General features: G+C 71.8%; 19 protein-coding genes. 8 read left to right on the forward strand and 11 right to left on the reverse strand.

What is annotated here, in order from left to right; all coding sequences use genetic code 11:
• Nucleotides 1-6 precede the first annotated feature (6 nt).
• From pstA to POL72_RS25515, 5 genes are all read right to left on the reverse strand, one after another.
• A complete protein-coding gene (gene pstA, locus POL72_RS25495) occupies nucleotides 7-918 on the reverse strand; it encodes a phosphate ABC transporter permease PstA (protein ID WP_272098165.1) in 912 nt (303 codons plus the stop codon).
• Nucleotides 915-1,898: a phosphate ABC transporter permease subunit PstC gene (pstC, locus tag POL72_RS25500; RefSeq protein ID WP_272098166.1), complete on the reverse strand. Its 984-nt coding sequence runs from the start codon at nucleotides 1,896-1,898 to the stop codon at nucleotides 915-917. Before pstC ends, pstA begins: the two co-directional genes overlap by 4 nt.
• Nucleotides 1,899-1,979: 81 nt before the next feature.
• Nucleotides 1,980-3,089, reverse strand: coding sequence for a phosphate ABC transporter substrate-binding protein PstS (gene pstS, locus POL72_RS25505; RefSeq protein ID WP_272098167.1), 1,110 nt, complete (start codon nucleotides 3,087-3,089; stop codon nucleotides 1,980-1,982).
• Nucleotides 3,090-3,185: 96 nt separating this feature from the next.
• A complete protein-coding gene (locus POL72_RS25510; RefSeq protein ID WP_272098168.1) occupies nucleotides 3,186-4,682 on the reverse strand; it encodes a HAMP domain-containing sensor histidine kinase in 1,497 nt (498 codons plus the stop codon).
• A gap of 6 nt (nucleotides 4,683-4,688) precedes the next feature.
• Nucleotides 4,689-5,384 carry a response regulator gene (locus POL72_RS25515; RefSeq protein ID WP_012235579.1) on the reverse strand — a complete coding sequence of 232 codons (696 nt, stop codon included), beginning with the start codon at nucleotides 5,382-5,384 and terminating at the stop codon, nucleotides 4,689-4,691.
• Between the two features lie 337 nt (nucleotides 5,385-5,721).
• Between POL72_RS25515 and ndk the strand changes: the two genes are divergently transcribed.
• From ndk to dapE, 4 genes are read left to right on the forward strand one after another with little or no spacing between them, the layout of a single operon-like run.
• Complete coding sequence (gene ndk, locus POL72_RS25520; RefSeq protein WP_272098169.1) at nucleotides 5,722-6,156, forward strand: nucleoside-diphosphate kinase; 435 nt, start codon at nucleotides 5,722-5,724, stop codon at nucleotides 6,154-6,156.
• Nucleotides 6,156-7,049: a hypothetical protein gene (locus POL72_RS25525; protein ID WP_272098170.1), complete on the forward strand. Its 894-nt coding sequence runs from the start codon at nucleotides 6,156-6,158 to the stop codon at nucleotides 7,047-7,049. Before ndk ends, POL72_RS25525 begins: the two co-directional genes overlap by 1 nt.
• Nucleotides 7,050-7,091: 42 nt before the next feature.
• Nucleotides 7,092-7,967, forward strand: a complete 876-nt coding sequence (locus tag POL72_RS25530; RefSeq protein ID WP_272098171.1) for a 2,3,4,5-tetrahydropyridine-2,6-dicarboxylate N-succinyltransferase — start codon at nucleotides 7,092-7,094, stop codon at nucleotides 7,965-7,967.
• Nucleotides 7,964-9,067 (forward strand): succinyl-diaminopimelate desuccinylase, encoded by a 1,104-nt coding sequence (gene dapE / locus POL72_RS25535; protein WP_272098172.1) that lies wholly within the window; start codon nucleotides 7,964-7,966, stop codon nucleotides 9,065-9,067. Before POL72_RS25530 ends, dapE begins: the two co-directional genes overlap by 4 nt.
• 97 nt (nucleotides 9,068-9,164) lie before the next feature.
• Here dapE and POL72_RS25540 read toward each other — a convergent pair whose 3' ends face one another.
• The 3 genes from POL72_RS25540 to POL72_RS25550 form a co-directional block, all read right to left on the reverse strand.
• A complete protein-coding gene (locus tag POL72_RS25540; protein ID WP_272098173.1) occupies nucleotides 9,165-10,157 on the reverse strand; it encodes a sensor histidine kinase in 993 nt (330 codons plus the stop codon).
• Nucleotides 10,158-10,400: 243 nt separating this feature from the next.
• Nucleotides 10,401-10,829 (reverse strand): response regulator, encoded by a 429-nt coding sequence (locus tag POL72_RS25545; RefSeq protein WP_272098174.1) that lies wholly within the window; start codon nucleotides 10,827-10,829, stop codon nucleotides 10,401-10,403.
• 228 nt (nucleotides 10,830-11,057) lie between these two features.
• Nucleotides 11,058-11,522: a response regulator gene (locus POL72_RS25550; RefSeq protein WP_272098175.1), complete on the reverse strand. Its 465-nt coding sequence runs from the start codon at nucleotides 11,520-11,522 to the stop codon at nucleotides 11,058-11,060.
• Between the two features lie 344 nt (nucleotides 11,523-11,866).
• On the opposite strand from POL72_RS25550, the gene POL72_RS25555 reads away from it, so the two are divergent.
• Nucleotides 11,867-12,688, forward strand: a complete 822-nt coding sequence (locus POL72_RS25555; RefSeq protein ID WP_272098176.1) for a sensor histidine kinase — start codon at nucleotides 11,867-11,869, stop codon at nucleotides 12,686-12,688.
• A 120-nt stretch (nucleotides 12,689-12,808) separates the two neighbouring features.
• On the forward strand, nucleotides 12,809-16,861 hold the full coding sequence (locus POL72_RS25560; RefSeq protein ID WP_272098177.1) for a GspE/PulE/PilB domain-containing protein: 4,053 nt from the start codon (nucleotides 12,809-12,811) through the stop codon (nucleotides 16,859-16,861).
• Between the two features lie 104 nt (nucleotides 16,862-16,965).
• Here POL72_RS25560 and POL72_RS25565 read toward each other — a convergent pair whose 3' ends face one another.
• Nucleotides 16,966-18,993, reverse strand: coding sequence for a DsbA family protein (locus POL72_RS25565; RefSeq protein ID WP_272098178.1), 2,028 nt, complete (start codon nucleotides 18,991-18,993; stop codon nucleotides 16,966-16,968).
• 410 nt (nucleotides 18,994-19,403) lie between these two features.
• Nucleotides 19,404-19,898: a hypothetical protein gene (locus POL72_RS25570; protein ID WP_272098179.1), complete on the reverse strand. Its 495-nt coding sequence runs from the start codon at nucleotides 19,896-19,898 to the stop codon at nucleotides 19,404-19,406.
• 289 nt (nucleotides 19,899-20,187) lie between these two features.
• Here POL72_RS25570 and POL72_RS25575 point away from each other — a divergent pair, with 289 nt between their 5' ends.
• Together POL72_RS25575 and POL72_RS25580 are read left to right on the forward strand one after the other, a co-directional pair.
• A complete protein-coding gene (locus tag POL72_RS25575; RefSeq protein ID WP_272098180.1) occupies nucleotides 20,188-23,058 on the forward strand; it encodes a serine/threonine-protein kinase in 2,871 nt (956 codons plus the stop codon).
• A 65-nt stretch (nucleotides 23,059-23,123) separates the two neighbouring features.
• On the forward strand, nucleotides 23,124-24,629 hold the full coding sequence (locus POL72_RS25580; protein ID WP_272098181.1) for an MATE family efflux transporter: 1,506 nt from the start codon (nucleotides 23,124-23,126) through the stop codon (nucleotides 24,627-24,629).
• 18 nt (nucleotides 24,630-24,647) lie between these two features.
• Here POL72_RS25580 and POL72_RS25585 read toward each other — a convergent pair whose 3' ends face one another.
• Complete coding sequence (locus tag POL72_RS25585) at nucleotides 24,648-26,717, reverse strand: bifunctional aldolase/short-chain dehydrogenase (RefSeq protein ID WP_272098182.1); 2,070 nt, start codon at nucleotides 26,715-26,717, stop codon at nucleotides 24,648-24,650.
• Nucleotides 26,718-26,739: the final 22 nt, after the last annotated feature.

Below are 26,739 nucleotides of genomic sequence, written 5' to 3' on the forward strand. Positions count from 1 at the left end.
GTGCCTTTAGCGCGCCTTGACGCTCCGCGACGTGGCGATGCGCGCGAGCAGGTTGAGGAGGAAGACGATGATGATCAGCACGAGGGCGCCGGTCCACGCCTCCTGCTGCCATTTCGGGTAGGGCGATGTGGCGTTCCGCCAGATCTGCACCGGCAGTGAGGCGATGGGGCGGTCGATGGCGAAGCTCCAATACGATGAGCCGAGCGCGGTGAGGAGCACTGGCGCGGTCTCGCCGGCGATGCGGGCCACGGCGAGCATCACGCCGGTGCCGATCCCGGGCGAGGCCGTCCGGAGCACGACGAGGAGGCTCGTGCGCCACTCCGGCACGCCGAGGGCGAGCGACGCTTCGCGGAGGTGGGCGGGCACCAGCTTGAGCAGCTCCTCCGTCGTGCGGGTCACCGTCGGGAGCATCACGATCGCGAGCGCGATGCCGCCGGCGAGCGCCGAGAAGCGCTTCATCGTGACCACGACGAGGGCGTAGACGAACACGCCGATGGTGATCGAGGGGACGCCGCCGAGCACGTCGGCGATGAACCGGATGGCGGCCGCGAGCTTGCCGCGCCCGATCTCGGCCAGGTAGATGCCGGCGAGGATGCCCGTCGGCAACCCGATGCTGCAGCCGATGGCGACGAGGATGAGCGTGCCGACGACCGCGTTGCCCATGCCGCTCCGCTCGTCGCCGACGGGCTTCGGCAGCTGGGTGAAGAAGTCGAGGGACAGCCCGCTGAGGCCCTTGCTGACGACGTAGATGAAGATCAGGAACAGCGGGACCAGGACGACGACGGCGCTCGAGACGCAGAGCCCTTCGAAGAAGTAGCTGCGCGCGCGGCGCAGCGTCTCGCCGGGCGCGGGCTCGAGCAGCGTGCGCTTGGGGGCGCTCGTGGGGCTCGCCACGGGGACAGGGGTGTCGCTGTTCATGCGCGCTTCTCCAGCTTGCTCTTGGTCGAGCTCACGAGCCACCGGGCGAAGAGGTTGAGGAGGAGGGCGACCCCGAAGAGGAGCAGCGCGATCTTGGACAGCGCCGACACGTACATATCGCTCGTCGCCTCGACGAACTCGTTGGCGATGACGCTCGCCATCGAATAGCCGGGGTGGAAGATCGACGCGCTCACCTTCGGGACGTTGCCGATCATCATCGTGACGGCCATCGTCTCGCCGAGCGCCCGGTTCAGCCCGAGGATGATGGCCCCGATGATGCCTGAGCGCGCCGACGGGAGGACCGCGTAGCGGATCGTGTCCCACGCGCACGCGCCGAGGCCGACCGCCGCCTCGCGGTGCAGCTGGGGCACCGCCTGCATCACCTCGCGCGACACCGACGTGATCGTGGGGACGATCATGATGGCGAGGATGACGCCCGCCGCGAACATGCCGAAGCCGAGCGGCGGGCCCTCGAAGAGGGGGATGTAGCCGAAGTACTTGATGATGACCGGCTCGACGGTGTCCCGGAGCCAGGGGCGGAGCACGGCGATGCCCCAGAAGCCGTAGACGACGCTCGGGATCGCCGCGAGCAGCTCGACCATGAAGCCGAGCGGCTTGCGGATCCGGTGGGGCGCCAGATCCGACAGGAAGATCGCGAGGCCGAGCGAGACGGGGACGGCGAGCACGATGGCGATCAGCGACGTGACGACCGTGCCGTAGACGAACGGGAGCGCGCCGAACTCCTCACGCGCAGGGTCCCACACGCGCCCGGTGAGGAACCCCAGCCCGAACTTGTCGATGGCGAGCCGCGATGAGCGGATGAGCTCCAGCACCATCAGCGCTGGCACCGCGAGCACCGTCAGGCCGAACATCGTCAGGATGGCGCGGAACGCTCGATCTGCTCCGCGCGTGCCATGTGGCGCGTCGCTCTGTGGCGCGGACGAGGCGGCTTGTTGCATCGGGACTTCTACGGTGCTCATGGACCTATCCTGCGCTCCTGCGCGCACGCCAGCCGCGCGCGGCGGAGCGCCGTTCGCACGGCCGAGGCGCATTCCTGGGGGTTATGGGGCGAGCAGGGGCTTGCCGTCAGGGCCGACCAGCGCGGCGAGCTTCTTGTCGACCTTCTCGACGACAGCCGCGGGCAGCGGGGCGTAATGGAGGTCGTTCGTGAACTTCTGGCCGTCTTGCATCGCCCACTTGACGAAGTTGGCGAGCACCTTGCCCTTCGCGAGGTCCTTCTGCTCCTGGTACACGAGGAGGTACGTGAAGCCGGCGATGGGGTATGCGTCCTCGCCCTCGGCGTCCACGAGCGAGATCCGGAGGTCTTCCGGCATCTTGGCGGCGGCGCCGGCGCCCGCGGCGGTCGTGCTCTCCAGCGACGGGGTGATGAACTTCCCGCTCTTGTTCTTGAGCGAGGCGAACGTGAGCTTGTTCTGCATCGCGTACGCGAGCTCGATGTAGCCGATCGAGGCGGGCGTGCTCGTGATGAGCGCGGAGACACCGTCGTTGCCCTTGGCGCCGAGGCCGCCAGGCCAGTTCACGCTGGTCCCGGTCCCTGGTCCGCTCTTCCACTCCGGGCTGACCGTGCTCAGGTAGTCGACGAAGATCTTGGTCGTCCCGCTGCCATCCGAGCGGTGGACCGTCGCGATCTCCTTGTCGGGGAGCTTCACGTCCGGGTTCTCCTTCTGGAGGGCCGGGTCGTTCCACTTCTTGATCTTGCCCAGGAAGATGTGCGCGGCCGCCTCCGGCGTGAGCTTCAGGCCAGACGGGACACCCTCGAGGTTGTAGGTCAGCACGACCGCGCCCAGGCAGGTCGGCAGGTGAAGGATGCCGGCGGCCTTCCCGAGCTGCTCCTCGTTCATCGGGGCATCGGAGGCGCCGAAATCGACGGTCCGCTCGGTGATCTGCCGGATCCCACCCCCGGAGCCGATGGACTGGTAGTTGATCTTGACCTTGGAGTTGGCTTTCTGAAACTCAGCGATCCACTTCGTATAAAGAGGGTACGGGAACGTCGCACCCGCGCCCGTCAAGGTGATGTCCCCGTCAGCGGTCGGCTGCGGCGCGGTGTCCTTCTTCGCGCCGGGGAGCGAGCCGGTTTCTTGGGGGGCATCAGAGCGACCGCACGCCGCGGTCAGGAGGAACATCGCCAGGGTGAGCAGAATTCGAGCCATGCACAGCAAGGCGTAATCGAGTTTTGTGACAGCTCCGTGACGGCAAGGTGGAACAGCGAGTACCGCGCTTTCCTGGCTTTGCGTGGTTCGCGTGGATCACTCGGCGCGCGCCAGGCGGACGGTGAACTGGGTGCCGCGGCCGATGGCGCTCTCGACCTCGATCGAGCCGTTCATCAGCTCGACCAGGTGCTTCACGATAGCGAGGCCGAGCCCGGTGCCGCCCAGATCGCGTGAGCGGCCGGCGTCGACTCGATAGAACCGCTCGAAGATGCGGCCCAGGTGGTGGGGCGGAATACCGGGGCCGTCGTCGGCGACGGCGATCGTCACCTGGTGATCGACCGAGCGCGTCTTCACCGTGACGTGAGCTCCCTCGCCGGCGTACTTGATGGCGTTGTCGAGCAGGTTCATGAGCACCTGCTCGAGCGCGCGGCGGTCGCACCGAGCGGGCGGGAGCGCCGAGGCGTCGACGGTCAACGTGACCCTGCGCCGGCGCGCCGCCTCCGCGAGCAGCTGCGTGACGTGCTCGATGGCGGGGGCGATGTCGAGCTCCGACAGCGCGAGGCGGAAGTTCTTCGCCTCGATCTTCGAGAGGTCGAGCAGATCGTCGACGAGGTGGCGGAGGCGCTTCGCGTGCCGATCGATCACGTCGACGAACTCGGCGGCCTCGTGGGGATCGTTCAGCGCGCCGAGCTGCAGCGTCTCGGCGGCGGTGCTGATCGCGGTGACCGGGGTGCGCAGCTCGTGGGACACGTTGGCGACGAAATCGGTCCGGATCGTCTCCAGCCGGCGGAGATCGGTGACGTCGTGAAACACCGCGATGAGCCCCGGCTCGGCGGACGCGCCGTCGTGATCCGCGCCCCACGCGGCGAGGGCCTCGCGCTCATCGTGCCCGAGCCGCTCCGGGCCCTTCCGGCGCGACACGCGCACGAGCAGCCGCCTCGGGAGCGTCCGCCCGAGCTCGACCTCGACGTCGACAGGCTCGTCCCGCTTGCCGGCGAGCTGGATCGCCTCGGTGAGCCGCGCGTTGCGGATCGACTCGATGACCGATCGACCGAGCGCGTCCTCGCCGAGGGAGGCCATCGCGCGGAGCGCCCGGTTGGCGAGGAGGATCCTCCCGTCGCGATCGAGCACGAGGACGCCCTCGCTCATCCCGTCGAGGATGCCCGCGAGCAGGGCGCGCTCCGTCCGGACCTCGGCGGTGGAGCGGGAGAGCTCGCTCGAGAGGTGGTTCAGCGCGCGCGCCAGCTGACGCAGCTCGCCCGAGCCGCGCAGCGGGGCGCGCGTCGACAGGTCGCCCTCGGACATCGCCTGCGCGAAGCGGGTCAGCCTCCGGATCGGGCGCGTGACGAAGAAGGCCGTGGCCGCGCCCACCGAGACGGCGACGACGATCACGGTGCCCATGCCGAGCAGCAGGGTGCGCCGTGAGCGAAGCAGGGCGGCGTCGACGGCGGCGCGCGGGCTGTGCTCCGCCAGCAGCGCCGCTTCCATGTCGCGCGCGGCGAGGCGCTCGATCGGGACGCCAGCGACGAGGAGGGCGAGCACCGTCCCCGCCGCGAGCTTCGCGCCGATGCCCAGCCCCCTAAGCAAGCGCATGGGCCCCTAGGCGACCTCGGGCTCGGCGCGGAACCGGTAGCCGACGCCGCGCACGGTCTCGATGTAATCGCCCGCCGCGCCGAGCTTCTCGCGGACGCGCTTCACGTGGGTGTCGACGTTGCGCGCGGTCACGTCGACGTGCGAGCCCCACACCTCGTCGAGCAGGAGATCGCGCGACAGCACGCGCCCGCGGCGATCGTAGAGCATCATGAGCAGGCGGAACTCGAGGGCGGTCAGCGCGATCTCGGCCTCCTGAACCCAGGCCCGGTGCGCGGCGCGATCGACCCGCAGGATGCCGAAGTCGAACTTCTCCGGCGCCGACGCCGGGCTCTCCGAGCGCTTGAGGATCGCCCGGGCGCGCAGGATGAGCTCGCGCACGCTGAACGGCTTGACGACGTAGTCGTCGGCCCCGAGCTCGAAGCCGACGATCCGGTCGATCTCCTCGCCCTTGGCCGTGACCATGATGACGGGCACCGCCGATGTCTGTGGGTTCTGCTTGAGGCGGCGGCAGATCTCCGTGCCCGACATGTCCGGGAGCATCAGGTCGAGCAGGACGAGATCGAACCGCTCCTCCTTGACCGCGCGGAGCGCCGTCTCCCCGCTCCCAGCGGACACCACATCGAACCCTGCCTGACGGAAATTGTAGGTGAGGACGCGCTGCAGGTCGCGCTCGTCCTCCACGATGAGCACGTGGCTCGGCATGGCCGATGTATGTAGCAGCGCATTGTGACAGCTTGATGGCGATCGCGCGTGTCGCGCGTCGCCCTCGCGAGACGGAATTGCGACAAGGACGCGATGGCGCGCGAGCGCGAGGAGAGCGCGGAGAGCCGAGACGGACAACGGGCGGGCGGGATCGGACGTGGCCGATCCGCAACCTGGGGCGCGGCCGGGAGAGCAGCCTGGAGCGGTGTGGCGGGGCGGACAGCGATGACGGAAGCGCGACCAGCCGAGGGATCGTGCAGCGCGGCGGGCTGCGGACTCCCGGGACGGAATGCGTGATGCTTGCAACGCTCGGCGTTTTCGCCTAACTGGGCCGCCCATGGCCCTCGAGCGAACACTCTCAATCATCAAGCCTGATGCGATGGAAAAGAACACGGCCGGCGCGATCGTCGCCCGCCTCGAGCAGGAGGGCTTCACGGTCAAAGCGATGAAGCGCATCCACCTTACCCGCGCGGAGGCCGAGGGCTTCTACGCGGAGCACCAGGGGCGCGGCTTCTTCGACGAGCTCGTGACGTTCATGTCGCGAAGCCCCATCCTGGTGATGGCGCTCGAGCGCGAGGACGCGGTGGCGAAGTACCGCGAGGTCATCGGCGCGACGGACCCGGCCAAGGCGGCGGCAGGGACGATCCGCAAGCTCTACGGGGCGAACGTGGGCGAGAACGCGGTCCACGGGTCCGACAAGCCGGCGACCGCCGCGCGGGAGATCGCCTACTTCTTCGCGGGTTACGAGGTCGCGCCGAGCGCGACGGCCTGATGCTCGGCGAGCGGCTCGCGGCTGCGCTCGGCGCGGCGCGGGACGGCGCGGCAGGCATCGAGAGCTTCGCGCACCTGCTCGGCTCGCGCCGCGTCGGGCCGCGTGGGGTCGCGCTCGCGCTGCCGGAGGTCTGCGAGGGGTGCGCGGCGCTCGTCGTTGCCCTCGACAGCCTGTCCGCGGCGGTCCGCGACGGCTTCGTCGAGACAGACGCCGCCGTGGCGGCCGACGCCGCGGCGGCCGACGCCGCCTGCGCGGTCCTCGGCCACGCGGGCGTCGAGGTCGCGCGCCTCACGGACGAGCTGTCCCGCGCCGCGGCCGGCGCCTCGCCGGCGCGCGGCCCTGGCCGCGGTCGCGGAGATCGCGGCGGCTCCGAGCGCGGCATCGACGCGCGGCAGCGCCTCGGGCTCGAGGCGTCGGTGCGCAGGACGGCCCGGGAGCTGAGCGGCGCGCTGCGCCTGTCCGAGCTCGTGATCGCGACCCTCGAGCTGCGCCCGACGCCGCTCGATCTCATCGACGTGCTCCGCAACTGGAGCGCCGCCCCGGCCGAGGGGCGGCCCGTGGTCGGCATCTCGGTCGCCTCCTCCGACGGCCGGGCCAACGAGGTGGAGGGCGACGTCCGCGCCGTGAGCGGGCTCATGGAGCTCGCTGTCGGCATGGTCAGCGCCGCCGGTGTCGCGAGCCCGCACCTCACCGTGTCCCGCCTCTCGGACGGGCGCTCGGTGGTGCGCATCGCCGAGCGCGGCCCGCGTGAGGGGGCGCCGGCGGTCGCCCTCGACGTGGTGCTGCGCGACGGCGGCGAGCGGGCGGCCGCCGTGGCCCGCGTCGTCGCGCGCCGCGCGCGCATCGAGCTCGTCGAGGGGACGGGCGGGCGCGTCGTCACCATGACGTTCTGACCCCGGTGCCGGTGCTGGCTCGGCCGTGCTAAAGGCGGCGCCATGGCCACCGAAGAATCCATGAAGTCCCTTGTCGAGGCGGCGTTCCGCGACCGCGAGCTCCTGCGCTCGCCCGCGCACGAGGCCGCGGTCCTCCGCACGATCGAGTGCCTCGATCAAGGCCAGCTCCGCGTCGCCGAGCCCGACAAGACCGCGCAGGCGGGCGGCGAAGGCGCGGCGTCCACCGGCGAGGGCGCGCCGCACAGGTGGGTAACGCACGCGTGGATCAAGGAGGCGATCCTTCTCTACTTCTCGGTCCGCGGCATGAGCGTGATGGAGGCCGGCCCCTTCGAGTTCCACGACAAGATCCCGCTCAAGCGCGGCCTCGACAAGGCGGGCGTGCGCGTCGTCCCGCCGGGGACGGTGCGCTACGGCGCATTCCTCGAGCAGGGCGCGATCGTCATGCCCGGCTACGTGAACATCGGCGCGTGGGTCGGCTCGGGGTCGATGGTCGACACCTGGGCGACGGTCGGCAGCTGCGCGCAGATCGGGCGAGGGGTGCACCTCGCCGGGGGCGTCGGCATCGGCGGGGTGCTCGAGCCGCCGGGGGCGCGGCCTGTGATCATCGAGGACGGCGTCTTCGTGGGCTCCCGCGTGATCGTGGTGGAGGGCGTCGTGGTCGAGGAAGAGGCGGTGCTCGGCGCCGGCGTGGTGCTCACCGCGTCGACGGCGATCCTCGACGTCACGGGGCCGGAGGTCGTCGAATACCGCGGCCGGGTGCCTGCGCGCAGCGTGGTGATCCCGGGAACGCGGCCGAAGCGCTTCCCCGCAGGGGAGTTCTCGATCCCCTGCGCGCTCATCATCGGCAAGCGGAGCGAGGCGACGGACCGCAAGGTGTCGCTGAACGCGGCGCTGCGAGATTTCGCGGTGCCGGTGTGAGCGCGCGCGCCGACGCGGGCGCGGCGGCCGCGGCCGATCTCGCGGACACGCTGCTCTGGCTGTGCTCCGTCCCGTCGCCCACGGGCGAGGAGCAGGAGCTGTGCTGCGCGGTGGCGGAGCGGCTCGGTCGGGCCCGGCTCGCCGCGCCGGTGCGCCGCCACGGCGACTCGCTCGTCGTGCAGGTGACGCAGGGCACGGGCGGCCCGAAGATCGCGCTGGCCGGGCACCTCGACGTGGTGCGCACCTCGCACGACGGGCCGCCGCGGATCGAGGGGGATCGCCTCTACGGCCCCGGCGCGAGCGACATGAAATCGGGGCTCGCGCTGATGCTCGACCTCGCCGAGGGAGAGCGGGAGGCGATCGCGGGCGTCGATCTGACGCTCGTGTTCTACGCGCGGGAGGAGGGGCCGTACCTGGAGAACGAGCTCGCGCTGGTCATCGAGCGCGAGCCGGATCTCCGCGCGCTCGATCTCGCTGTGTGCCTCGAGCCGAGCGACAACCGGCTGAGCCTCGGCGCGAGCGGGTCGCTCCACGCTGGGCTGACGTTCCGCGGGCGGACGGCGCACAGCGCGCGGCCGTGGCAAGGGGAGAACGCCATCTACAAGGCAGGCCCGCTCCTGGTCGAGCTCGCTGCGCTCGCGCCGCGCGAGGTCGAGATCGACGGATTCGTCTACCGCGCCGTCACCACGGCGACGATGGCGCAGGGCGGGCGCGGGCGGAACGTCGTGCCGGACGAGTTCACGATGAACCTGAACCACCGCTTCCCGCCTGGGACGTCGATCCAGGAGGCGCAGCGGACCATCGAGGCGCTCGTGGACGGCCGCGCCGAGATCGCCTGGCGCGATCTCAGCCCTTCGGCGCCGCCGCACGCGTCGCACCCGCTCGTCGTCGCGCTGCGCGAGGCGGGCGTCGCCGCGGTCGAGCCGAAGCAGGCGTGGACCGACGTGGCCCGCTTCGCGGAGCTCGGAGTGCCTGCGGTCAACTTCGGCCCTGGCGAGAACGCCCAGGCGCACCAGCGCAACGAGTGGTCGTCGCTTCAAAAGCTGTCGGAGGGTCGCGCGATCCTCCGCCGCTGGCTCTCGGCGCTCGGACCGGCCTGACGCCGCGCGCGCACCCGCCGCGCGCGCTCCGTGTCAGGGGGGAACCCGCCTGATCGCGCGCGGTGCTCGGGGCGCGCCCCGGCGACCCTCGTGCCCCTCAGGTGCCTGCGCGCACCGAGAGCCCGGCGGCGGGGATGGTGAAGAAGAACGTGCTCCCCTGGCCGGGCGAGCTCTCGACCCAGATCGTACCGCCGTGGGCCTCCACGATGCCCTTCGTGACGAACGCCGCGAGCCCCATCCCCTGTCCCATGGGCCTTCGAGGGAGCGCGTGGCGGGTGAAGAGAAGCGGGTGCTGATCCGGGGAGATGCCAGGTCCTGTATCGGAGATCGAGAATCGCGCGTCGGTGCCCGATGGCTCGGCGCGCACCGTGATGCGTCCGCCCTTCGGCGTGAAGCGCATGGCGTTGCCGAGCAGGGTGGCGATGACCTGGACGATGCGCTCGCGATCGCACGCGATGGGCGGCAGATCGTGCGGAAGCTCCTTGGCGATCTCGAGCGGCTTCAGCGCGACCGTGGGCGCCACGAGCTCGATCGCCTTGTCGAGGATCGGCTCGACCTCGTGCGCGCCCTTGCCGACCTTCAGCGAGCCGCTCTCGATGCTCATGGCGTCGACAAGGTCCTGCGCGAGCTGGTTGATCTCGTCCGCCGCGCGGGTGATCGCCTCGAGCTGCCGCCTACCCGGGCCCTCTTGAGCCACGGATCGCATCAGCATGCGGGCGCTCACGACGATCACGCTCAGCGAGTTCCTGAGGTCGTGAGAGATGGTGGATACGGTGTCGCGCAGGAGGCGCTCCGCCGCCTCCGCGCGACGCTCGAGGAGCTGGCGCTGCTCCTCGATGATCCGCTCGCGCTTGGCCGCGTCGCCCCGTGGGGCGAGCCGCTCCGCGTCCGCCTTCGATCGCCTGGGCGCCCTGGCGCGCAGGGTCGCCGGTCCCGCGGATCGAGGCCCGCTCGCTGCAGCGGACGCCGAGCCTCTCTTCGGAGCGCGCAGGGGCGCCGCCGTGGTGCGCCCGCGGAGCGTGCGGCCGTGCGCTGCATCCGCGCCGTCCGCCGCGTTCTTCCCGGCTTTTTTTCTCGTCACCCCCGCCATTCTTGTCCCCTCGTGCCTCTCAAGCGCTCAGTTAGCCAGAAAGACCGCACCGAGAATAGTCAGGTGGTGCCGCAGTCAAGTCCTGGCAGCGCGGGAGCGCAGGTGCGCTATTCGCGGTCTCGCCGCGGTCTCGCCGCGGTCTCGCCGCGGTCTCGCGGGGGGGCCACGCGCCTCGGGGATCTCGCGAGCTCGTGCGCGCTGTGTGGGTTTCGCTGGTTCCGTGGAGCGGGGATTCGCGGCGCGTCAGGGCGTGCTTTCCGGCTGCGATGACGCGACGCCGCGCGACAGGAGGCGGCGAATCTCGAGCACGAGCGTGTCCGGCAGACACGGCTTCGTCAGGAAGGCGTCGCACCCCGCGTCCTTCGCCTCGCGCGAGTGCCCCGCGAGCGTGTGACCCGTGAGGGCGACGATGGGGATCCGCATGGTGCGAGGATCGCTCTTGAGGTGGCGCGTCGCCTCCCAGCCGTCGATCTCGGGGAGCGAGAGGTCCATCAGGATGAGGTCCGGGATCAGCTCGAAGGCGCGGTCGAGCGCCTCGCGCCCCGTCGCCGCCTCGGCCACGCGGAACCCGGAGAAAGACAAGTACTCCGCGAACATCTCCCGGTTGTCCTGGAAGTCGTCCACGACCAGGACGAGCGGCGAGACCGCGTTGTCATCAGACTTCACTTCCATCCCAGTGAACCTTTCCATTTCCTCGGCGCACCGCGCCGCCCGATCGGTCGTAAGGGGCTCCGGCATCGCTCGGCCGGCCTCTCACGAAGGTCATGTAGGGGGGCGATCCGCTCGGGTCACGTCATGTTTGTATACCTGATAGCGGGCACAATGCCGGGCATTTCCCCTCCCGCGCAGGGGTTATCCTGCATTTGCCCTGAAGGGGTCTCAGGTTGCTCCTGACGTGGCCTAGGTAGGTCCGTAGGGTCGGCGGACGCCGACGATCTCGTGGAGCAAACGAGCGGCGCTGTCCCAGTCGACCGGCTTCACGAGGACGCCGTCGAACGCCGAGGCGTTGAGGGCGGCGCGGGCCTCGAGATCGCGCCGGCCGGTGCACGCGAAGATGGCGACGTGCTGGGTCGCCGGATCGGCGCGCAGCGCCTCGGCGACGACGAAGCCGTCGATGCCGGGCATCCTCAGGTCACACAGGATCACATCCGGCACGTCCTGCGTCGCGAGGAACACGCCACGCAACCCGCCGGTTGCCCGCTCCACCAGGAAGCCGTGCGCAGCGAGCGCCGCCTCCGCCATGACGAGGAAATCGGGATCATCATCGACGATGAGGACCCTGCGCCGCCGCTCGATCACCAGGGTATCCTCATCTCCCTGCTCGTCGTGATGCTCGGTGAACTCACTGCGCTCTGCCTCGGACATGCTCCCCCGCTCGCGGCTCGGCTGACAGCGCTCCCCAGGTGCTCGGGCTTCGATGCGCGATGCGCGGAAGCATGACCATGGGACCATGGAAGGAGAGCAACGGCCTCCCGCCGGCGTTTCTGGAAAGGCCCCCCCGCGCTGGTGGAGGCGGAACCTGAACCCCAGGTACACCTTGTGCCCAGGTCGCTTATCCGCAACCATCAACTGTCCAGCGCAGATGGGGGGTCTCTGCGCGGCTCACCCCCAGCGTCCGGCGACCGCTGTTTCGGGGCAGCCCCGACGACGGTTGGCTTGCTCGTCTGATGCTCGAGGTCCGCGCTGCTGCATATTCGGAGCAGGCGTTTATGTGGATGGATGACGAGTTCTTCGCGCGTGTGGGCCACGATCTTCGGGGTGAGCTGGCGACCATGCTGGCGGGGGTCCACTATCTCCTGCGTTACCAGAAGGACCTCGGGGCGGCGCCGCGAGACATGCTGGAGCGCGTGCGCGGCGCGGGCGAGCGGCTGAAGCGGCTCCTCGACGAGTTCGACAACTCCATCTGGCTCCGCGCGGACGCGAGCCGTCCCATGGCGATCGCGTCGTGCGATGCAGGCGAGCTCGCCCGCCGCGCGGCGGGGCACCTCGAGGAAGCGGCGACCGCGCGTGGCGTGCGCATCTCGTTCGATGCGGAGCCCGACGGGGGCGCCCCCGTGGAGGGGGATCCTGAGCTGCTCCGGGTGGCGATCGAGTACGTGCTCGGCTTCGCCATCCTGCGCTCGCGCGATCGCCCCGTGCAGATACGTGTCTCGATCTCTGGCGGTGAGGCGGTGGTGACCGTCATCGACGAGGCCGGCCCCGTCGCGCCAGAGCCGCTCGCCCGGCTGCTCGATCCGTTCGGCGAGCGGGCAGCGATCCCCGCCGACCCCGTCGCGCCGCGCCGTCGAGAGCGGCTGGGCCTCGGGCTCGCGATCGCGCGTGGCATCCTCGGCGCGCACGGGGGCGGGCTGACCGTGGAGCCGTCGTCCGAGCGCGCGGACGGCAGCTCGACGGAGCCGGCCTCGGGGCTCTCCCCGACGGGTCTGCGATTCTCGTGCTCTCTCGGCGGCGTTCAACGGGGCGCTCCCCCCAGCTCGCCCGAAACGAGGGGTCGCGGCGGCGCGGCGAGCGCGAGCGGCGATGGCGGATGAGGTCCTGCCCTGGGCTCGCAACGCGCGGATCGTGTCCGATGAAGACTTCGTCTAGGATGAACGGGGTCGCACGTCGCGAGCGTGCTCCAACTTCCACCGCCCACCGATGAATGCGCCTCGATGCCGACGCTGAGCTCTCTCCTCGTGCAGCATGGGGTTACCTCGATGCGGGTGGTCGAAGAGGCGATCGCCCGCCAAGTGCTCCACGGCGGCGACCTCGCCACGAATGTGCTGGAGCTGGGGGCGGTGCGTGAGCGGGAGCTCACGGCGCTGCTCGCAGAGAGCCTCGGGCTCCCGCCCGCCGTGGGCCGATTGCGGCCCGCGTCGCCCGAGGTGCTCCGGACGATCCCGGTCGATCTCGCGGTCCAGCACCGCGTGTTCCCCCTCGACGTACGCGGAGGCCTCGACGTGGCAGGGGCGGGAGCCGCGCAGCGCGAAGCGACGCTCGTCATCGCCACGGCGGAGCCCCTCGCGTTGCCCGTGGCGGAGGAGCTGAGCTTCGCGCTGGGGGTCAGCCTGCGGCAGCTCGCCGCGCCGCTGGTGCGCATCCGCCAGGCGCTCGCCGAGCACTACGGCGTGGCCCTGGAGCGGCGGTTGTCGCGGCTCGTGAAGCAGCTCGACGCGCGCGCCGAGCCGAGCCCCGACGAGCCGAACCAGTCGAACGGGCCTGGGCCAGCGGTCACCGCAGCGGTCCCGCCGGCGGCGTCGGCGCCCGCCTCACCCGCGGGCGCCGACGCGGCTCCACGCGCAGCGGTCGACGCCACCTCGTCCGCGCGGGTCGACACGACGCCTCCTGCCGAGGTCGTCGCGGCCCGCCCGGTCGAGGTCGCTGCGGCCTCGCCCCCTGGCGCCGATGCGGATTCACCGGCAGGCGCTCGCCCCACGTCGCCTCCAGGAGTCGACGCGTCTTCGCCGGCCAGCGTCGAGGAGCCCGAGGAGGCTGCTGAGACCCAGCAGCGGCGGCACAGCATCGAGGATGCTCCGACGGTCGAATCGCTGACCTCGATCTACGACGAGGACACGGTCGTCGCGGACGTCGCGCTCAACGAGGCGGTGCCCACGCCGAGGAAGCCGCCGCTCCACGAGATGGATGACGAGCCGACGGTCGTCGCTGCGTATCCGCTCGATCTGTCCGCGCTCCGCTATCCCGAGGCGCACATGCCTCGGGTCGAGGCGGTCGCTTCGAAGCGCGCCGCGCCAGCTCGTGATGAGGCGGCCGCGCCCACCGGCCAGGCCGCTGCGCTGCAGGAAGAACCGGCGATCGAGCCGGCAGTGCCGACGCCGCGCTCCGAGCAGCTCGCGCCGCACCTCTCGCCGCTGGCGCCATCGGACGCCGTGCACACGTCGCCGCGCGTGGAAGCGCCGGGGCCGCCCGTCGAAATCCCGGAGTCGGCTCCGAAAGCAGCGGCCTCGCCGGCGTCGGCGCTCTCCGGCGCGCGTTCGCCGGCGCCAGGTACTCAGCTCCTGACGGGCTGGCTGAAGCGGGCCTCTGCGGCACACCGGCCTCAGCGAGAGCCGCTGCCGCAAGCCGCCTCGGCGCTGCAGCAGCGGCCGGACGGATCCGCGCCGACGGCGTCGGCACCGTTGCCGCTACCCGCAGTACCGACACCCGAGGCGCCGGTCCCCGAGGCGCCGGTCCCCGAGGCGCCTCCGGCCGAGCGACGCGAGCTCTCCTCGATCACGCCAGCGGCGAAGGTCTCCATGCGAGAGGCGGGACGGTCTGCGCCCGCTGCGCAGAGGCGTAAGGGCCCCTTCACGCTGGCCATGGCCGAGCAGGCGCTCGCCGCCGTCGGCTCGAGCGAAGAGGTGCTCGCGGTCCTCTTCGACTTCGCTCAACAGTACTTCGAGTACACGGTCCTGTTCACGGTGCACGGCGAGCGCGCCGAGGGCCGCAACGCTTCAGGTCCAGGCGCCGAGCGTGAGCGCGTCACGAAGATCACCGTGCCCTTCGAACGTCCGAGCGCCCTCGCCAGGGCGCGCGCGCTCCGCGCGCCGCTCGTCACCGCGATTGCCGGCAGCGCTCCTGACGCCGAGCTCCAGCGCGAGCTCGGCAGGAAGGTCCATGCGGCCGCTGTGGCGGTCGTCCCGATCGTCGTGCGCGGCCGCGTCGTCGCGCTCGTCTACGGTGACGACGGCGCCACCTCGGTCGAGCTCTCGAGCATCGGAGACCTCATCGCGCTCGCCGGCATCGCGGCGACGGTGCTGGAGCGGCTCATCCTGCGGAAGAAGCTGAACCGCAGCGGTGGTGCCCAGCAAAGCGACGGCCCGGCGCCCCACGATGCCGCCACGCCTCCGCAGAAGGCGCCCGCGCCGCTGCATCCCGCACCTGCGCCTCCGGAGGACGCCGCCGCCGGACCTTCGGAGGGCGCTGCTGCGCCTCCAGAGGACGCTGCTGCGCCGCTGGGCGAACAGGCCATCGAGGGACCGCTGTCCCTGCGCACCCGCGCCGCGCTCATGGAGCTGAGCAGCATGGTCCGCTCGGACGCGCACGGCTCGCACGTCGCCGCCGCAGGAGCGCAGCTGCCCGCGGCGGATGCAGATCGCGACGCGGGAGAGCCCCCGCCCGCCGACCCCTCGGACGTCGCGCCGCGAGCCGTGCGGCCGCAGGGCGGCTGGACGACGGAGGACGGCGCTTCGGGGATCGATGCCGTCGCGCGTGCCTTCGGCCTTCGCGGCACCGGCGTGGAGGCCGAGTCCGTGCCGCCGGAAGAAGGTGTCGCGCACGCGATGGCCTTCAGCTCGACCATCCCGCCGGCCCCGACGCTGCACGCACAACGCCTCGGCTCCGAGCCGCAGTTCCGGTCGGGCCTCGAGGTGGACGCGGACGTCGTGTCGGGCACGGCCGTCACGGCGCCGATGATGCCGGCGATCACGCCGCCGATGATGCCGGCGGTCACAGCGCCGATGATGCCGGCGGTCACGCCGCTGCCTGCGTCGCGCGCCGCAACGTCGTCCGCGCCGGCGATCATCGACGAGATCCCCGACCTCGAGATCCCCGCGGCGCCGGTCCCCTCGGCGTCGGAGGACCTCGATCTCGGCGAGCCGGAAGAGGCGCGGACGAAGCGGTACTCACGGCCTCCGTGGATGCTCGACAGCTCGATCACGCCGGGTGCAGAGGAGCACCGGGAGCTCGGACCGGCGCCGGCAGCGGGGCGCCCCTCGTGGCGCCGCCGCACGCCTGTCGCCGTCGAGACCGCCACGTCGTACGCGAGGCCCCCGTCCGAGCGCCGCGCCGCGGCCTCGCAGTCGCCGGCCGGCGACCTGCGCGCAGAGTACAGCTCGCTCCTTCAACACGTCCTCGCGGGCGGCGAGTCCGGCGCGAGGGCGTTCGCCGAGCTCGTGCGGAACGCCGACACGGCGATCTCGATCGTCGCCGCGCGGTTTCCCGGTCCGCTCCGGGTCGACCGTCAGCGCTTTCGTGAGCAGCTGGCCGGACCGGAGGGCGCCGCGATCGTCGCCACCGCGCCCCCCGCCTCCCAGTGCGGGCCGCTGCTCGAGCTCATCGTCGCGATGCGGCGGCCGGCGCTCCCCTTCATGACCGTGCGGAGCGCCTCGCCCGATCCCGAGGTGCGCCTGTGGGCCACGCACGTGCTCGGCGAGCTGCCGTACCCGGAGGCCGCCAACGCGCTGCTCCCACGGCTCTTCGACGACAGCATCGCCGTGCGGCGGATCGCGATCCAGTCGGCCGCCTCGCTGATCGCGGCGCCGCCTGCGGGCGGCCCGATCCTGCAGGGGCTCGATCACATCGCGCGCGATCGCGAGGAATCGTCCGCGCGACGGCTCGCGGCCATCGAGACGATGACCGAGATCCGCTCCGGAGCCAGCGTGCCGGCGCTCATCAGCGCGCTCACCGATCCTCACGAGGCGATCGTCGAGGCGGCGGCGCGGGCGCTGATCGTCATCACGCGGGACGATCTCGGCCGAGACGCGCGCAGGTGGCTGTCGTGGTGGTCGAGGAACGGCGAGCGCCATCGCATCGAGTGGATCATCGACGCGCTCACGCACGAGAAGCCTGCCATCCGCCGCGCGGCGATCGACGAGCTGAAGGGCATCACCAAGGAGTACTTCGGCTACTACGAGGACCTGCCGCGGCAGGAGCGGGAGGCCGCCCAGGAGCGCTACCGCGCGTGGTGGATCTCCGAGGGGCGCTCGCGGTTCCGCACCACCGGCTGAGGCTGCAGGGGGGCGGGCGGCTCAACCGCTCAGCGGGAGCCGCCCGTCGGGTGGGCTTCAGGGAAGGGAAGGGGAAGGGAGAGAGCGAACCGCGCGGCGGCGGTTCACTTCGGGGTGGCGGGGGCGGCGGCCGGCTGCGCGGCGGGCGCCGGCTTCTTGACGGGCAGCCCGGCGGGCGCGGTCTCGCCGGCCTCCTTCATGGCCTTGTCGATGAGCTTCTTGAACTTCGAGAACGGCTGGGCGCCGCTGATGAAGTAGCCGTTCACGACGAACGCCGGCGTCCCGCTGATGCCCGCCTTGTCCGCGACGGCGCTCTCGGAGTCCACGAACGCCTTGTGGGTGTTCGCGTCGAGCGCCTTCTTGAACTTCGTCAGGTCGAGGCCCTGCTCCTCGGCGTACTTCTCGAGCGAGGCGCGCGCGAGGCCGTCCGGCTGCCCCTGGTTCTTGAAGAGCTCCTCGTGGTACGCCCAGAACCCGGCGTTGCCCTTCTGCGCGTACGCCTCCTGCGCGGCCTCGGACGCGAGCGGCGCGTTCTTGTGCATCGGCAGCGGCCGGTGGCGCCACACGATCTTCAGCTTGTCGCCGTAGGTCTTCGAGATCTGGGAGACCGTGTCCTCGACGCGCTTGCAGAACGGGCACTCGAAGTCCGAGAAGACCTGCATCACGACCTTGGCCTTCTCGCCGCCCTTCCACGGGCTGTTCGGCGGCGGCGCGGAGACCTCCTTGCGCTCGGGCGGCGGCGGCTCCTTGCCGTCCTTGATGATCTCGGCGTAGAGGTCCTTCGCGGCGACGCCCTTGGCGAGCAGCGCCTCGGACTTCTTCAGCTCCTCGTCGATGATCGCCTTGAACTTGTCGATCGGCTGCGCGCCGACGAGCCGGCGGCCGTTGATGAAGAAGTGCGGGGTCCCGGACGCCTGCAGGTCGTCCGCGAGCTCCTGATCGGCGGCGATGGACGCGCCGTGCTTCTTGGTGGCGATCGCGGCCTTCACCTTCTCGACGTCGAGCCCGAGCTCCTTGGCGTAGCCGAGCAGGTCCTCGTCGTTGAGCTTCTGCTGGTTCTTCCAGAGCAGGTCGTACGCGTCCCAGAAGCCCTTGTCGCCCTTCTGCGCGCGGGCCTCCATGGCGAGCTCAGCCGCGGGCTCCGCGCGCTGGTGGAACGGGAGCGGGTTGTTCTTCCAGACGAACCGGACCTTGTCCCCGTAGGTCTTGACGATCTCGTCGATCGTCGGGACGACCTTGCTGCAGAAGGGGCACTGGAAGTCGGACCACTCAACGATGGTGACCAGCGCGGTGGCCGGACCCTTCGCCGGCGCCTCGCCGACGGGCACCTTCCAGACGGTCTTGTCGTCCTCCTGCGGGCGCTCGCGGTCCTTCTGGGGCGGCGCCTTCGCCTTGTTCTCCGCGGCGAGCTTGGCGTACACCTTGTCGGGCTTCGTCCCGGAGGCGACCGCCGCCTGCGCGGCCTTGAGCTGCTCGTCGATGACGGACGTGAACTTGTCGATCGGCTGAGCGCCGCTCAGGAACACGCCGTTGATGATCGACGCGGGCGTGCCGGTGACGCCCGAGGTCTTGCCGACCGCCATGTCGGCGTCGATCTTGGCCATGTACTCCTGCCGATCGAACGCCGCCTTGAACTTCGCCCTGTCGACGCCGGCGTCGCCGGCCCACTTCTCGAAGCTCTCGGGCGAGAGGCTCTTCTGGTTCTGGAAGGCGAGCTCGTGGAACTTCCAGAACGCCTTCGAGCCGCCGAGGCGGAACACGGTCTCGGCCGCGAGCGCCGCCGGGCGCGCGTTCTTGTGGAAGGGGAGCGGGTTGTTCTTCCAGATGATGCGCAGCTTCTCGGGGCCGTACTTGTCCTTGAGCTGGCTGATCGTCGTCTCGACCTTGCTGCAGAACGGACACTCGAAATCGCTGAAGACGACCATCGTCACCGGCGCCGCCCGCGTGCCCCACAGGGGGTCCTTCGACGACACCGGGATCGCCGCGTCCTCGTCGGTCCACGGCTGACCGTCTTCGACGGCGGCCGAGATCTCATGGCCGCGCGAGCCGGCGCTCCGATCGATGCTCCACATCAGCCCCATCCCTGCGATGAAGCAGAGAAGAAAGCCGACGATGGCTGTTCCCTTGTTCATGATGTTTCCTCTCTCAACGTGGGTGGGGCTCCGCCAGGCGGGCCCCTCCTTCAACGCGGGTGCGGCACCGGGTGCAGCGCCCGCGACAAGATCGCCAATCGTGAGCTCCCGGGGCGGCGCGCCACCCCGGGCCAAGGGAGCCGCCGCCGCGTGCCCACAGCGCAGCCCCCGGCGGAGCGCCAGAGCCGCTCTCGACCCCTCACGCCGGCGCCTGCGCCCGGCCTCGAGCGCGGCTGGCACGTCGCCCTCGAGAGGGCGAGCCTGCGCGACGTGGGACCGGACCGGCGCCTAGGAGGCTCGGGTCAGACCGGCAAGCGCTCCGGATCTCGCGGCAGCACCGCCCTCGCGCCTGGAGCGGTCTCCGAGAGACCGAGCGGCGCGATCGCGTGCGGGCTGCCGGCGAGCTCGCCTCATCGAGGCGGGTGGTAGACGCCCTGCGCGACGCCGGGACGCGGTCCTCCCGAGACCGCCCCGAACGAGAAGAGCGAGACGGGCGCGCACGGGGGAGGGAGGACGAGCTCCGGAAGGAGCAGCGCCTGGTGCGGAGCGCTGGCGAGCTCGCTCACAGGACCTGGGTGTCGCGAGTTCGGCCCCACCATCGGCCCGCCATCGAGCCCGGCGCAGCCTGGCGCCGCGTCGATCCGCGCGTCGGTGATCGGGAGGGTGCGGGGCGGAGCGACGGCGGAGGCTCCGCGGGGATCACAGATGGGCGCGTCCCTCGTCTCGCCCGTCGCATCGTCGACGCTGGTCAAGACGGTGCACGACGGCTCGTCCGGCGGGGCGACGATCGTCATCCGGTCGTCCTCGCACACCGGGATGATCGCAGCGCGCGCTTTCAGCGGCAGGACCAGCGCCAACGCGAACGTCAGCACGGTCATCAGGCGCTGGACAGCGTGTCGCGACATCCCTCGCAAGGATTAGCCGAGGCGTGCAGGGAGAGCAATGGCCCGGATCCCCGAGGGAACGCGGCACTCCGGGCCTTCCTGGACGGAGCCCGACGCTTCTCCAGGGTACCGCCCGGAGGACGCCACTTGTCGACAGGGTGTGGATAACCCTGTGGATAAGTTGGAGAGCCCCTGTGTCGAACCGGTGGTTCGAGCAGCCCGCGCCAGCAGGAGCACGGCCGGTTTCAGGGTTGTGCGGCGATCCGCGCGAACTTGGCCCACCTTGTCCTACATCCGGTAGGTTCGCTTCATGGCGAACTCCTCCGCGACCGTGCCTCGCCCGGTTCCTCCGCCCTCGCATGAGCCCAACAAGAGCGGCTTCGCTGCGGACGATGTTCCCCGGCCGCTCGGTCGTTACGTGCTCCTGCGGCGCATCGCCCGGGGAGGCATGGGGGAGGTGTTCCTCGCCTCCACGACCGGGCTGGAAGGGGCCGAGCGCCCCGTCGTCGTGAAGATCATCCGCCGCGAGCACGCGTCCGATCCGAGCTACATCGCCCGCTTCCTCGACGAAGCGCGGGTGCAGGCGCAGCTCCAGCACTCCGGCGTCGCGCAGGTCATCGAGGCGGACGTCGACCCGGCGACGGGGGAGCCTTACGCGGTGGTCGAGCACGTCGAGGGCCGGAGCCTCGGCGAGGTCCGCGCCCGCGCGGTGCAGCTCGGGCACCGCTTCGACTGGGCGGAGGCGGTCGCGATCGCGACGATGATCGCGGAGGCGCTCGCCCACGTGCACGAGCGCAGGGACCCGTCGGGCGCCGCGCTCGCCATCGTCCACCGCGATCTGTCGCCGCAGAACGTGATGCTCGGCTTCGCCGGTGACGTGAAGATCATCGACTTCGGCACCGCCCGCGGGCAGAACCGGCGCTGCCACACGGTCGCGGGCGTCGTCTTCGCGAAGCCGGGCTACGTCGCGCCGGAGGTCGCCAACGGCGATCCGGGCGACGCGCGGGTCGATCTCTATGCGCTCGGGATCATGCTCTGGGAGCTGTGCGCGGGGCGCCGGTTCCTGCAGGGCGACGCGCAGGCGCACATGGCCGCGGTCGCGCGCAACCAGAACGACCCGCCGCCGATCGCGCTGTCGCTCGGGGCTCCATCGGCGCTCGACGCCGCCATCGGGCGGCTCACGGCCTTCGACCGCGACGCCCGCTACCCGTCGAGCCGCGCCGCCGCGCGCGACCTCGCCGCGCTCCTCGGGGCGGCGGTCGCCCTGCCCGGCGGCGAACGCGGCGTGCGCGCGCGGGCCGCGCACCTGATGCAGCGCCTGTTCCCCGGCGAGCCGGGGCGCTCGCGCAGCGAGTTCGCGGCCCTCGTCGCCGCCGCCAAGGCCCACCGCGCCACGGCCGTGACGCCGGTGAGCCCGCGCGCGGAGGCCATGGCCTCCGCCGAGCGCGTGGACGACGGCACGCTGCCCGGGACGCGCTACCGGCTGCTGCGCGAGATCGGGACGGGCGCGAGCAGCACCGTCCACGAGGCGGAGCACGTCGATCTGGGGCGCCGCGTGGCGCTCAAGGTCGTCTCCGCGGAGCACTCGGCGACCGACGTGGTCGCGAGCCGCTTCCGGCGCGAGGCGCGCGTCCTCTCGCGCCTCTCCCACGAGCACCTCGTGAAGGTCCACGATTTCGGCATGGCCGCGGATGGCCGGCTGTTCTGCGCCATGGACCTCCTGGAGGGCGAGACGCTCGACGCCCTGCTCGTCCGCGGCGGCGCGATCGACTGGAGGGACGCGCTCGCGATGGCCGCCAAGGTGCTGAGCGCGCTCGAGCTCGCGCACGCCGAGGGGCTCGTTCACAGGGACATCAAGCCCGAGAACCTGTTCATGACGCGCCCGCGCGCCGCCGAGGGGGCGCTCTCCCTCGCGGACGCCGGCCTGAAGCTGCTCGATTTCGGGCTCGCGAAGCGCCTCTCCGAGGATCGCGGCGAGGCCGACGGCGTCGCGGACGAGACGGGCGCCGGCGAAGGGCCGGCCCGGGCCGCGGTCGCGATCGTCGGGACGCCCGAGTACATGGCCCCCGAGCAGGCCGCGTCGGGGCGCATCGACGGCCGCGCCGATCTCTACGCGCTAGGCTGCGTCCTCTACGAGATGCTCACGGGGCGCCTGCCGTTCGTCGAGCACAGCCTCGTCGCGCTGATCGACGCGAAGATCAAGGGCAGCCCCGAGCGCCTCCGCGAGCGCGCGCCGACCCGGCAGATCCCGACCTTCGTCGACGATCTGGTGATGCGCGCGCTGGCCCGTCATCCGAGCGTCCGCTTCCAGAGCGCCGCCGAGATGCGAAAGGCCATCCTGGATGCGCTGGGGCAGCCCGCGCGCGCGCGCACCCGCCGCCGCGCGCTGGGGTTCGCCGCGGTGGCCGCCGCGATGACGCTCGCGGGCGTGCTGGTGGTCGGCAAGGGGCGCGAGCTGGTGGCCAGCGTCCCCGCGGTCGCTGCGCTCGTCGGCGCCGCGGGCGAGGCGACCGCGGCGTCGGGCGACGAGGCGCAGCCCGCTGCGCCCGGCGCGCCGGCAATCGCTGCGGAGGCGCCGGCAGTCGCTGCGGATGCGCCGGCGGCAGCCGCAGAGGCGCCGGCAGTCGCTGCGGATGCGCCGGCGGCAGCCGCGGATGCGCCGTCGCTCGCGGCAGCTTCCTACGCGCCGGCGTCCGCCGCGGCAGCTCTCGCAGCGGCCAGCGCGCCAGGGCCTGGCGCGGCAGGGCAGGGGAGCGCCACGCCTTCGACCCTCGCCGCTGTGTCCGCCGCCGGAGCTGATGCCGCCGCGCCCCGAGAGGGAGCCGCGCTGCCCGCGGCGGTGGTGCCGCATGCGCAGGCCGCCATCGCGAAGAGCGACGCGGCGAAGCCACCGGCGAGGGACGAGCCCGCCCGGCGCGCCTCGGCGACGGCCGCGCGCGCACCGGCGCCCAAGGCCGCCAAACCTGCGGCGCGCGGCGCGGCGGATCGCGCCTCCCGCGAGGTTGCGAAGCGCGAGCAGAAGGCGCGCGAGCGATCGTCCTCGTCCGCGGCGCGCGAGTCGGCCGCGCCGACACCCGCGCGTGGCGAGGCTGACACGGCGGCGAAAGACGCGCACGAGGATCGCGGCGAAGCGAAGCGGCGCCGTCACAAGCGGCGGTCCCGGGTCGCGAAAGCGGAGTAGCCCCGCGTCGCGCGGCGCATTTCGCTCGCGCGTGGGCTGCGGCGTTGTATACCGCGCAGCCTGCGATGGCTCAGATCGCCCTGTCCGCGCCGGGTTCGAACGCCGTTACGTCGGGGCCACCCCATCGCGCGATCCTGCGGCTCGCGCTGCCGACCGTGGCGGCGATGCTCACCCAGAGCATCGTCAACGAGGTCGACATCGTCTTCTTCGCGCACCTGCCGTGCCCCGAGTCCTCGAACGCGCACGCGGCGCTCTTGCCGTCGCTGATCGTCCTCTGGCTGTTCGGCGGCTCGCTCAGCGCGATCTCGGTCGGCACGCAGGCGTTCACGGCGCGCCGCTTCGCCGAGAATCGCCCCGGGGACGCCGGCGCTGTCCTCGCGAACGCCCTGTTCTTCGCGATCGTCGCCGGCGTCGTGTTCTCCGCGATCGGGTACCTGACGATGCCGTACATCCTGTCCGTCATCATCAAGGTGCCGGACGCGCGGCATGCGGCGCTCGACTACCTCGGCTGGCGCCTGCTCGGCGTGACGTCGATGGCGGCGACGTTCGCGCTGAAGGCGTTCTTCGACGGGATCGGCAAGACGCACATCCACCTGGTCTCGGCCCTCGCGATGAACGGGCTGAACATCGTGCTCTGCCTCCTGCTCATCTTCGGCAACGCCTCGCTCGGCATCCCGAAGTACGGCATCGCCGGCGCGGGCATGGCCGGCTTCATCTCGACCTACGTCGGCCTCGCGATCATGCTCGCGTACGCGCTCCTGCCGGCGTACCGGCGCCGCTATCGCCCGTTCGCCACGAGCAAGCTCTCGGCCCCGCTCGTCTGGTCCATCCTCAGGCTGTCGATCCCGAGCGCCGTCGCCACCGTCGCGATCATGACGGGCTTCGCCCTCTTCTACGCGATCGCCAGCAAGCTCGACCAGGTCGCGCCGGCGGGCGTTGTCTCGCCGCTCTGTCCCGGCGGCCGCGCGGAGCCGGTGTACGGCGCCGCCACCACGGTGATCGTCGGGATCCTGAAGCTCACGTTCACCGCCTGCCTCGCCTTCGGCACGTCGACGGCGACGCTGGTCGCGCAGTCGCTCGGCGAGAAGGACGGCGACAAGGCCGCGCGCTTCGGCTGGACCAGCGTCCGGCTGGGGCTCGCGATCTTCGGGGTCGTCGGCCTGCTCGAGGCGATCTTCGCGCGGCAGATCCTCGCGTTCGCCAGCAGCAGCGAGCTCGTCCAGGCCGCGGCGCTCCGGCCGCTGCAGGTCATGGGCATCTGCACGCCGCTCGTCGCGGTCGGCATGATCCTGACGCAGGCGCTCTTCGGCGCGGGCAACACGCTGTTCGTGATGGTCGTCGAGCTCATCCTGCACTTCACCTGCCTCGTCCCGCTGGCGTGGCTGCTCGGCATCACGCTCGGCTTCGGCCTGATGGGCATCTGGGGCGCCGGCGTCGCCTACGTGGTCCTCCTCGCCGCGACCATGGTGTGGAAGTTCCGCTCGGGGGACTGGAAGAAGATCCGGCTCGACGCCCATAAGCCCCTCGACGGGGCCGCGCTCGGCGAGGGCGGCGGCGGCGCGAACGCGTAGGGCGCTGAGCCGACCGGCTCAGCGGGGGAAAGCGGCGGCGTTCCCGCCGTCGACGGTCACGACGCAGCCCGTCGTGGCCTCGGCCGTCGCGAGGTAGAGGAACGCCTGCGCCACGTCGGCCGCGGTGGTCTCGCGCCGGAGCAGGTTGTCGCGGAAGTAATCGTCGACCGAGACGTTGCGGGCGCGGGCGCGCGCCTCCAGCAAGCCGGCGCCGAAGAGCGCGGTGCGGATCCGGTCGGCGTTCACGGCGTTGGCCCGGATGCCCTGAGGTCCGAGGTCCACGGCGTACTGGCGCATGAGCGAGACGAGCGCCGCCTTGGCGACGCCGTAGGGGCCGAAGTCGGGCCCCTGGTTGAACGCGCTCTTCGAGGCGTTGAACAGGATCGCGCCGCCTGAGCCCTGCGCGAGCAGCACCCGCGCCGCCGCGCGGGCGACGTTCTGGTGGCCGAGCAGGTTCAGCTCGAGCGAGGCGCACAGCGCCTCGTGCCCCTCGGACGTGTGGAGGGAGCCCGAGAACGCGCGGCCGGCGTTCGAGACGACGACATCGACGCCGCCGAAGTGCGCGGCGCTCTGCGCGAACGCGCGGTGCACGCTCGCCTCGCTGCGCACGTCGCAGGCGACCTTCATGCAGCGGCCGCGGTAGCGGCCCCCGAGCTCGGCGGCTGCCTTCTCGAGTGACTCCTCGTCGCGATCGGCCAGCACCACGTGCGCCCCCGCGGCGAGGAACGTCGCCGCGGTCGCGTGGCCGATCCCCGAGGCGGCGCCCGTGATCAGCGCGATCCGCCGATCGAGCGGGCCCCTCTGGCCCGCCCCGAGCTTCAGCTTCGCCTGCTCGAGGCTCCAGTACTCCATGTCGAACAGGTCGAGCTCCGGGACCGGCTGGTACCCGCCGAGCGCCTCGGCGGCCTCGATCACGGAGACGGTATGAGCGTAGACGTCCGCGACGATCTCCGCCTCGGCGCGGGAGCCGCCCACGCACAGCGCGCCCGCGCCGGGGAACAGCAGCACCCGCGGGAACGGATCGAGCTCATCGCGGACGACGCCCCGCGCCGCGCAGGAGCGGCGGAAGTACTCGTGGTACTCGGCCACGTACCTCGCGATGGCCTGCTCGACGGTCGCACGGAACCGCGCCGCGTCGGTGATGGCGTGGGCGTCGATGACGAGCGGCCGCGCCTTGGTGCGGATGACGTGATCCGGCGTGGCGCAGCCGATCTGCGAGACCCTGGCCAGATCGTCGCGCGCGCAGAACGCGAGCAGCTCCAGGCCGGTGCGGAGCGTGCAGACCCAGGGGCGCCCCGACGCGCGGGCGAGCGCTCCGCGGACGACCGGCCCGATGGCGGCCCGGAGGTCCGGATCCGCCGCGACCGTGGGGTGCGAGACGACCACGCTGCGCTCTTCGATGTAGTGCTCGGCGCGCGTCACGGCGTCGATCATGCGCGTGTAGCTCTCCTCGGCGGTGTCTCCCCACGTGAAGACGCCGTGCTTGTCGAGGATCATCAGCGACGGGAGCGCCCCTCGCGCGAGGCGCTCCCGGACGAGCTCCGCGACGCGGCGGGCGAGCGCGAAGCCTGGCATCACGTACGGCACGAAGAGCGCGCCGTCCCCGTAGATCGCCTGGACGACCTCGGCCGAGCCGGGCTGATCGATGACCGCGAGCACCGCGTCCGCGTGCGTGTGATCGACGAACTTCGCCGGGATGATCGCGTGCAGCAGCGCCTCGACCGACGGCGTCGGGCTCGCCGGATCCAGCATCTGGCCGCGCAGGAGCGCGACCATCTGCTCGTCGGTCATCGCCTCGAGCGCGCACGCGCGCTGGAGCGGCGCGAGGCGGCACGCCGGGAAGCCGCGCGGCTCGATGGTCGCGAGGTCCCACCCGCTGCCCTTGATGAAGAGCACCTCGACGCGATCGCCGAGCAGGTCGACGGCCGTGCTCTTGACGCTCGTGTTCCCGCCGCCGTGCAGGACGAGCGACGGATCGGCGCCGAGGAGGCGGGAGGTGTAGACGCGGAGGGCGAGATCCTCGCCCCAGATCGAGGCGTAGGTGTCGAGGGTGCGCTGGGCTTCGTCCTTGCTGTGGCGAGGATCCATCGATCGGCCGCCTACCCCAGCG

It is taken from the genome of Sorangium aterium (genome assembly GCF_028368935.1).
GTDB classification, from domain to species: Bacteria; Myxococcota_A; Polyangia; order Polyangiales; family Polyangiaceae; genus Sorangium; species Sorangium atrum.